This window comes from Mucilaginibacter sp., assembly GCF_036383575.1.
In the GTDB taxonomy this organism is placed as follows: Bacteria; Bacteroidota; Bacteroidia; order Sphingobacteriales; family Sphingobacteriaceae; genus Mucilaginibacter.
In genome coordinates this window covers 1-5,436 of the sequence record NZ_DASVOB010000844.1, presented here as the reverse complement: position 1 = coordinate 5,436, position 5,436 = coordinate 1, and the positions used below count along the sequence as shown (strand labels likewise).

Here is a 5,436-nt window from a genome sequence, read left to right as displayed (position 1 = left end):
ATTTGAATCAACACCACTGATCATATCATCTGCAGTACTAATAAGCCGCTTTTTGATCTCCGGCAGATCCTGCACAACATTCTCCGTAATATCGCTTTTGATCAGTGTATAATAACCCAATAACCTAACCTGCGACCAGGTGGGCACCGGCATACGATTGTCAGGTAAAAGGTTTATATTCTTAAGATAGGCCACATCACGGGTAGTAGCCACCAGCTCGGATGCCGCCCAGATAAACTCATCAGTAAAGTTATTATCGCCATAAGCGCCGGTAGTGATCTTCGGCTCAAACTTTTTATTTATCTCTTCTTGCCGGTAAGCCACTTCCGGGTTCTTAACGGCCCAACCCCAGGCTTTTTTTGCGGCTGTTATACATGAATCGGCTAAACCCGGCAGCTCTTTTGGATATTGCTTGAAGATCCGGGACGCCTGTGCCATAACAGCTGCAAAGTCGAGCGTGGCTGCGGTACCTTTTTGCACCATATAACGTGGGGACTTGTCTTTATCAGGCATTTCAAACTTATCGAAAGCGGCATTGGTAAGCTTGTGGTATACACCGCCATCGGCTGGGTCCTGCATGGTAAGCATCCAGCGAAGGTTCCAGAGCACCTCGTCCAAAACATCCGGCACTTTGTTGTTACTTTCGGGGATTTTAAGCTTAACCGTTTTCATGTAGGCAGGAAAATCCTCATATAAAGAAAGCAGCGTACTTGTAGTGATGCCGCTGTTTACGATATATTTATTATAATCGCCGGCATCATACCAGCCACGGGGCGATGCTATTATTGAACCTGCCTTTCGCCCCTCACTTTCAGCAGATGGATGGATCAGTACCACAGTATCAGGGTGACCTTCTACCCTATGCCATTTGCCGGCGTATTTTTCGGGCAAGGCAGTGCCTGAGCGCATAAAATAGTAGGCTTTGATGGCAGCATCGGCTACAGCTTTATGAACTGAAGCTTTAACCTCGAAAGGATAAGAATAACCCACCGATGGAACGTAAAGTACATACTTTCCGGGCTTGCCAAAAGCGCTAAAATCGGCATATTGAACAATATGACCTGCAAAGTTTGGCCTAAGTGAAGTGTTTAGCTTTCCGGTGTATACAGTTTTCTTTTGAGTGGTTTGTATAAAGAAGTCGCCCCCTTTATCACTTACCACAATTGCCTTTTTAACAGCAGCAGGATAAAAACCTATTTGATTAAGGTGGATAGGCCTTGAAGTAGTATCTTTTTGTTGTGCAGAGACATTGCTTCCGATCAGCAACAGCGCGAATAAAGATTTACTAAATGATGTAAGAAGGTGCTTTTTCATCTGCCCTGAATTTTAGGAAACACCTGCAATCTGCGTTTAAACAGATAACAGACATATAAATGGCAGATAAATATAGGTGTACGTTGTACAATAAGTATAATACTATTCTGTCAATTAAAAGCTAAAATATAATACTAAATATACAATCGATTGCATTACTTAAATTACAGTTAATTTATACCCTGATATAAAGCAAAAAAGACCCGCCGTTACCGGCAGGTCTTTCTATATTTTTAAAGATCTCGAAAATTATAATGAGAACAATTTGTAAGCTACAGCAAGGCTGAACAAACTTACACGTGTGTGTGAGTTATCATTGCCATAGGCTATTTTATTTAAACCGCCTTCGTAACGAAGATCTATAGAAAGACTGCTAATATCAACACCTGCACCTACCTGTATAGCATAGTTGGCATCTTTATATCTTAAAGCTGTTGCATCATTGAGAGCATTGTCCTTGCTTGTAGTAAATGAAAGTACAGGGCCACCATAAAACCTTCCGCCTAAACCTAAGGCACCAACTTTCGCCCCTACTAACAAAGGAACATCAAAACTCTTAAAGCTTTGTTTATTTGAAACGCCTCCATTATTTACAGTTACACTTTTATCAGTATAATAAAGCTCAGGTTGAAAAATTAAGCCTAAGCCACCGATCCTTGCCCAGGCGCCAACCTGGTAACCAGCTTTGTTATCGTTGTTAAAAACGCCGTTCGAGGGAAAAGTTGAATAGTTTAAGCCACCTTTCAAGCCAAAAGAAAAGCTTGGGATTACCTGCGCTTTTGATACGCCGATTGATAATAAAAAAATAGATAATGAGAGTAAAATTGATTTTTTCATACTTATTAGGTGTTTGGATGATGTAAAAAGTATTTGCAAGCAATACTGTTTGCAAAACTGTCGCTAAAATAGAAATATCCGGCCAAACCCAACCGATAAGTTCGGCAAAAGTTTAACCAGATATTTAACTGAGAATCTGAGATAAAAGTATAGGCTTCTGTTAATCTTAAAAAATCGTACTTACAACGCTAATTTACCCTGGTAATAATCAAGGATCTTATTATAGATGTAACAATCGTACCTGGCATTGATCATGTTTATTTTTGATTTATCAAGGTTGTTTTTCGCTACTACGTAGTCAACCGAAGTTAAGACACCCGCATTAAAGCGTATTTCAGCGGTCCGGAATGATTCGGAGTAGGCTTTAACCTGCTCAAGAAGCACACTGTACCTGTTGTAGGCTGATGTCATGTTAAGATAAGCCTGTTCAACATCTTGCTTCAATTTAATTTTTGTATTTTCTTCTATGTATTTATAATTGAGCAAGTCAATCTTTGCTTTAGACACTTTATTGTGATTTTGAAAATAATTTAAGATCGGGATCTTCAGGCTTACACCAAATTGCGTACTATAGTTGTTCTTAAACTGGTCATAGTAACCGATATCTTTATTTACATAATTAGCCTGGGTAGTTAAAACAGATTGCTTACCACCGGGTGTATTTATAAAATCACCTGTTTTTACAGTTGATGAATCGGTAAACACTGAGGTTTGCGCGGCACTTGAATAATTGGTATATAAACCGCCATATAACGAAACACTTGGCAACAGGGCTCCCTTAGCTACACTAACCGCTTTTTCGGCACTTTGACGACGAAGTGTAGCGGCTTTAACTAAAGCCAGTTGCTGCAAAGCTGTATCGTAAACCTGATCGGACGAGAGCGCTGTTTGATTTGCCACGTCCTGCGCACTAATTGGCTGCAATACGATGTTTTTATTATATGGGATATTAAGTATCTGCAATAAACTCAATTTGGCAGTTTCCAGTGCGCTGTTTGCTGCAACTACGTTCAGCTTGTTATCACCCAATGTACCTTGCAAATCATAAAGATCAGATGGTAATTTATTAGCACCATCTTTTTCTAAAATGGTTAACCTTTCAACCTGTTTTGCCGAAACATCAACCTGGTTTTTTACCTGTGCAAACAGCTCTGTGTTATCCAGTACAAGCAAATACGCCGTAATCACGTTGATTGTTACCAGATCTTTAGCCTGCTGCAAATCCATTTTACCGGCCTGGTAAGCCAGTGAAGTTTGCTTAATGGCATTTACATTTTGCAAACCTCCAAACAAGGTGAGATTTGATTCTAAGCTATAGTTGCCGTAAGTTAATGATTGATTTACATAGGTATTGGTAAAGGGGTTAATATTACGGCCCTGATTGATACCGTGATTTATATTGGCATTCAAAGTTGGCAGCATATTTTCTTTAGCCTGCATAAAATCAATTCGGGCACTTTGGGCCTTTAGTTCGCTTTGTTTGACATCGAGGTTATTTTTTATAGCTATGTCAATGCATTTCTGCAATGAAAGAGTGGTATCAGATTGGCAAAACGCTTTTGCTGACGACAACGTAACAAGACCGAGAAATAGTAATTTATAGTATCGCATTTTATTATTGAGTTCAGAGTTTTCTTGATGAATCGATCCTGCCATCCAACAGATCGATAATGCGCGAACCGTATTCGGCATTTTTTTCGGAGTGTGTAACCTGTATAATAGTTACACCATCTTCTCTATTCAGCTTACGGAACAGCTCCATGATCTCCTCCCCTTGTTTTGAGTTGAGGTTACCTGTTGGCTCATCGGCTAATAACAATTTTGGTTTTGCAATAAGTGCACGGGCAATACCCACCAATTGCTGCTGTCCGCCTGATAGCTGTGCCGGGAAAAGGTCCTTTTTACCGACAATACTAAAGCGGTCGAGCATATCGGCAACCATTGCTTTACGCTCTGCGCTTTTAAAATCCTGGTAAATAAGCGGGGTCTCAATGTTTTCGTAAACGGTAAGTTCGTCAATTAAGTGATAAGCCTGGAAAACGAAACCGATGTATTGTTTATACAAAGCCGAACGCTGTTTTTCTTTAAGCTGATGCACTGCATGGCCCTCAAAGTAATGGTAACCGTCTGATGGATCGTCAAGCATACCTATGATATTGAGCAATGTTGATTTGCCAGAGCCTGACGGGCCCATGATCGAAATAAATTCGCCTTCGTCAACCTCAAGACTAAGATCATTAAGGATGATGTTTCTGTTGCCCCCTACCTGGAAATACTTTGAAATATGCTGCAGTGATAACATTTTTAATTATTGAATTAGTTTGTTAGTAAATAAATGAGTTAAACAATAATACTCATCATTTTGCGATTAACATATCAATAACATACCAAAGTTATATCTAACTAATTATCAGAACATTAAATCATCATGCCAAAACTTTACTGTACGCTTATGTAACAGGATGCGTACGGTAATGATACAGTGTTTTTTAGTGATTTGTGGTTGGTGATCAGGGAGGGCTCTTAAAAAAAGCGTCATTGCGAGGTACGAAGCAATCTCAAACTATGCAGGGCGGATTCGCATAGCCGCTCTACCAATCGGGGATTGCTTCGTATCTTATAATGACGTGATTGTAAGCCATTGATTATTAAGTATATTTTTCGATCGATTTATAAATATGGGCGTTGCCTACGGCCGTGCTATCCCCTCATACTGCACAAGGCATTAGCCACGAGGCCGGTATCCGCTACTATCACTAACGCGGCCCCGCACACCATCGCTGAAATATATTTCATACGTCATCGCGTTTTTTGCAGGGCTTCCCTGATGCTTATTCGCAATGACGCCATACCGGTCTTTGCCAGCCGTTCATGCTTGCGCCAGTAAATAAAACAAAAAAGGTTAGCATTAAGGACTCCCCAATCACTAACCTTTTATATTTTCAACTAATCTCTAAACTCCAACCTCTAATCTCCCGATCGCAAACTCTTCACCGGGTTAGCAAGAGCTGCTTTAAGCGATTGAACACTTACAGTAATAAATGCGATCAATATCGCAACGGCACCAGCGGCAATGAATACCCATAATTGAATACTGATCTTATAAGCAAAATCTTCCAACCAGCGGTGCATGGCGTACCAGGCTATAGGCGAGGCGATGATAACCGACAGGATCACCAATTTCAGAAAATCGCCGGAAACCAATTTTACTATGCTGAATACACTTGCACCCAATACTTTGCGCACGCCAACCTCTTTTATCCGTTGTTTGGTAGAGAATACCGC

The 5,436-nt window shown here is 40.4% G+C and carries 5 protein-coding genes; all 5 read right to left on the bottom strand.

Features of this window, described 5'->3' with window-relative positions; all coding sequences use genetic code 11:
• Nucleotides 1-1,314, bottom strand: a 1,314-nt coding sequence (locus VF500_RS29735; RefSeq protein ID WP_330863129.1) for a glycoside hydrolase family 9 protein, incomplete at its 3' end; no start/stop codon positions are given.
• Nucleotides 1,315-1,563: 249 nt separating this feature from the next.
• Nucleotides 1,564-2,151, bottom strand: coding sequence for a porin family protein (locus VF500_RS29730; protein WP_330863128.1), 588 nt, complete (start codon nucleotides 2,149-2,151; stop codon nucleotides 1,564-1,566).
• Between the two features lie 180 nt (nucleotides 2,152-2,331).
• Nucleotides 2,332-3,762 carry a TolC family protein gene (locus tag VF500_RS29725; protein ID WP_330863127.1) on the bottom strand — a complete coding sequence of 477 codons (1,431 nt, stop codon included), beginning with the start codon at nucleotides 3,760-3,762 and terminating at the stop codon, nucleotides 2,332-2,334.
• A 13-nt stretch (nucleotides 3,763-3,775) separates the two neighbouring features.
• The gene (locus tag VF500_RS29720; protein ID WP_330863126.1) at nucleotides 3,776-4,453 is read right to left on the bottom strand and encodes an ABC transporter ATP-binding protein; all 678 of its coding nucleotides are present in this window, start codon (nucleotides 4,451-4,453) and stop codon (nucleotides 3,776-3,778) included.
• Between the two features lie 665 nt (nucleotides 4,454-5,118).
• A partial coding sequence (locus tag VF500_RS29715) for an ABC transporter permease (protein WP_330863125.1) occupies nucleotides 5,119-5,436 on the bottom strand: 318 nt, incomplete at its 5' end.

Bases quoted from the DNA above. Each gene is read 5' to 3' on its own strand.
- VF500_RS29720 (WP_330863126.1), bottom strand. From the start codon at position 4,453: ATGTTATCACTGCAGCATATTTCAAAGTATTTCCAGGTAGGGGGCAAC.
- VF500_RS29730 (WP_330863128.1), bottom strand. From the start codon at position 2,151: ATGAAAAAATCAATTTTACTCTCATTATCTATTTTTTTATTATCAATC.
- VF500_RS29725 (WP_330863127.1), bottom strand. From the start codon at position 3,762: ATGCGATACTATAAATTACTATTTCTCGGTCTTGTTACGTTGTCGTCA.